The following is a 3,605-nucleotide window of genomic DNA, read 5'->3' as shown; positions in this document are numbered from 1 at the left end:
AAGCTCGAAATTGGGTCTGTAGCTCAGTTGGTTAGAGCGCACCCCTGATAAGGGTGAGGTCGGCAGTTCGAATCTGCCCAGACCCACCAATTTTGTGTGGGAAACGCCTGTAGAAATACGGGGCCATAGCTCAGCTGGGAGAGCGCCTGCCTTGCACGCAGGAGGTCAACGGTTCGATCCCGTTTGGCTCCACCACTTACTGCTTCTGTTGATTGTAGAGCTTAGAAATGAGCATTCCATCGGATGATGGTGAATGTTGATTTCTAGTCTTTGATTAGATCGTTCTTTAAAAATTTGGGTATGTGATAGAAATATAGACTGATGGCCACTTTCACTGGTGGGTATCAGGCTAAGGTAAAATTTGTGAGTGATTGCGAATTTTCGGCGAATGTCGTCTTCACAGTATAACCAGATTGCTTGGGGTTATATGGTCAAGTGAAGAAGCGCATACGGTGGATGCCTTGGCAGTCAGAGGCGATGAAAGACGTGGTAGCCTGCGAAAAGCTTCGGGGAGTCGGCAAACAGACTGTGATCCGGAGATGTCTGAATGGGGGAACCCAGCCATCATAAGATGGTTACCTTACACTGAATACATAGGTGTATGGAGCGAACCAGGGGAACTGAAACATCTAAGTACCCTGAGGAAAAGAAATCAACCGAGATTCCCTTAGTAGTGGCGAGCGAACGGGGACCAGCCCTTAAGTTATCTTGAGATTAGCGGAACGCTCTGGAAAGTGCGGCCATAGTGGGTGATAGCCCTGTACGCGAAAATCTCTTGGTAATGAAATCGAGTAGGACGGGGCACGAGAAACCTTGTCTGAACATGGGGGGACCATCCTCCAAGGCTAAATACTACTGACTGACCGATAGTGAACTAGTACCGTGAGGGAAAGGCGAAAAGAACCCCGGAGAGGGGAGTGAAATAGATCCTGAAACCGTATGCGTACAAGCAGTGGGAGCCCACTTTGTTGGGTGACTGCGTACCTTTTGTATAATGGGTCAGCGACTTATTTTCAGTGGCGAGCTTAACCGAATAGGGGAGGCGTAGCGAAAGCGAGTCTTAATAGGGCGTCTAGTCGCTGGGAATAGACCCGAAACCGGGCGATCTATCCATGGGCAGGTTGAAGGTTGGGTAACACTAACTGGAGGACCGAACCGACTACCGTTGAAAAGTTAGCGGATGACCTGTGGATCGGAGTGAAAGGCTAATCAAGCTCGGAGATAGCTGGTTCTCCTCGAAAGCTATTTAGGTAGCGCCTCATGTATCACTGTAGGGGGTAGAGCACTGTTTCGGCTAGGGGGTCATCCCGACTTACCAAACCGATGCAAACTCCGAATACCTACAAGTGCCGAGCATGGGAGACACACGGCGGGTGCTAACGTCCGTCGTGAAAAGGGAAACAACCCAGACCGTCAGCTAAGGTCCCAAAGTTATGGTTAAGTGGGAAACGATGTGGGAAGGCTTAGACAGCTAGGAGGTTGGCTTAGAAGCAGCCACCCTTTAAAGAAAGCGTAATAGCTCACTAGTCGAGTCGGCCTGCGCGGAAGATGTAACGGGGCTCAAACCATACACCGAAGCTACGGGTATCACCTTCGGGTGATGCGGTAGAGGAGCGTTCTGTAAGCCTGTGAAGGTGAGTTGAGAAGCTTGCTGGAGGTATCAGAAGTGCGAATGCTGACATGAGTAACGATAATGGGTGTGAAAAACACCCACGCCGAAAGACCAAGGTTTCCTGCGCAACGTTAATCGACGCAGGGTTAGTCGGTCCCTAAGGCGAGGCTGAAAAGCGTAGTCGATGGAAAACAGGTTAATATTCCTGTACTTCTGGTTACTGCGATGGAGGGACGGAGAAGGCTAGGCCAGCTTGGCGTTGGTTGTCCAAGTTTAAGGTGGTAGGCTGGAATCTTAGGTAAATCCGGGATTCTAAGGCCGAGAGCTGATGACGAGTGTACTTTTAGTACACGAAGTGGTTGATGCCATGCTTCCAAGAAAAGCTTCTAAGCTTCAGGTAACCAGGAACCGTACCCCAAACCGACACAGGTGGTTGGGTAGAGAATACCAAGGCGCTTGAGAGAACTCGGGTGAAGGAACTAGGCAAAATGGCACCGTAACTTCGGGAGAAGGTGCGCCGGTGGAGGTGAAGCATTTACTGCGTAAGCCCCTGCCGGTCGAAGATACCAGGCCGCTGCGACTGTTTATTAAAAACACAGCACTCTGCAAACACGAAAGTGGACGTATAGGGTGTGACGCCTGCCCGGTGCCGGAAGGTTAATTGATGGGGTTAGCTAACGCGAAGCTCTTGATCGAAGCCCCGGTAAACGGCGGCCGTAACTATAACGGTCCTAAGGTAGCGAAATTCCTTGTCGGGTAAGTTCCGACCTGCACGAATGGCGTAACGATGGCGGCGCTGTCTCCACCCGAGACTCAGTGAAATTGAAATCGCTGTGAAGATGCAGTGTATCCGCGGCTAGACGGAAAGACCCCGTGAACCTTTACTATAGCTTTGCACTGGACTTTGAATTTGCTTGTGTAGGATAGGTGGGAGGCTTTGAAGCGTGGACGCCAGTCTGCGTGGAGCCAACCTTGAAATACCACCCTGGCAACTTTGAGGTTCTAACTCAGGTCCGTTATCCGGATCGAGGACAGTGTATGGTGGGTAGTTTGACTGGGGCGGTCTCCTCCTAAAGAGTAACGGAGGAGTACGAAGGTGCGCTCAGACCGGTCGGAAATCGGTCGTAGAGTATAAAGGCAAAAGCGCGCTTGACTGCGAGACAGACACGTCGAGCAGGTACGAAAGTAGGTCTTAGTGATCCGGTGGTTCTGTATGGAAGGGCCATCGCTCAACGGATAAAAGGTACTCCGGGGATAACAGGCTGATACCGCCCAAGAGTTCATATCGACGGCGGTGTTTGGCACCTCGATGTCGGCTCATCACATCCTGGGGCTGAAGCCGGTCCCAAGGGTATGGCTGTTCGCCATTTAAAGTGGTACGCGAGCTGGGTTTAGAACGTCGTGAGACAGTTCGGTCCCTATCTGCCGTGGACGTTTGAGATTTGAGAGGGGCTGCTCCTAGTACGAGAGGACCGGAGTGGACGAACCTCTGGTGTTCCGGTTGTCACGCCAGTGGCATTGCCGGGTAGCTATGTTCGGAATAGATAACCGCTGAAAGCATCTAAGCGGGAAACTAGCCTCAAGATGAGATCTCACTGGGACCTTGAGTCCCCTGAAGGGCCGTCGAAGACTACGACGTTGATAGGTGGGGTGTGTAAGCGCTGTGAGGCGTTGAGCTAACCCATACTAATTGCCCGTGAGGCTTGACCATATAACACCCAAGCAATCTGTACGATTCGAAAGAAAAGACCAGATTGCGGTGACTGTGAAGACGACACGAACCGAAAGTTCGCGACGCCCACAAACGCTACCTGCGCTATCACATACCTGATTTGCCGAGACGTCGCAAGACGGCCCGGTACCCGAATTTCTTGACGACCATAGAGCATTGGAACCACCTGATCCCATCCCGAACTCAGCAGTGAAACGATGCATCGCCGATGGTAGTGTGGGGTTTCCCCATGTGAGAGTAGGTCATCGTCAAGATTGAATT

Annotated in this window: 2 tRNA genes and 2 rRNA genes; all 4 read left to right on the top strand. The window is 51.5% G+C overall.

Annotated features, from left to right (window positions below):
* Window positions 1-12 precede the first annotated feature (12 nt).
* The 4 genes from ACP7E4_RS30175 (at window position 13) to rrf (ending at window position 3,598) form a co-directional block, all read left to right on the top strand.
* A tRNA-Ile gene (locus tag ACP7E4_RS30175) sits at window positions 13-89 on the top strand.
* 30 nt (window positions 90-119) lie between these two features.
* Window positions 120-195 (top strand) — tRNA-Ala (locus ACP7E4_RS30170).
* A 234-nt stretch (window positions 196-429) separates the two neighbouring features.
* Window positions 430-3,323 (top strand): 23S ribosomal RNA (locus tag ACP7E4_RS30165).
* A 159-nt stretch (window positions 3,324-3,482) separates the two neighbouring features.
* Window positions 3,483-3,598, top strand: a 5S ribosomal RNA gene (gene rrf, locus ACP7E4_RS30160).
* The last annotated feature ends 7 nt before the right edge of the window (window positions 3,599-3,605 follow it).

Source organism: Pseudomonas sp. DSP3-2-3, from assembly GCF_049898225.1.
Lineage (GTDB): Bacteria > Pseudomonadota > Gammaproteobacteria > Pseudomonadales > Pseudomonadaceae > Aquipseudomonas.
Note: the sequence above shows the minus strand (reverse complement) of the source record. Positions and strands in the feature narration are given on the sequence as shown.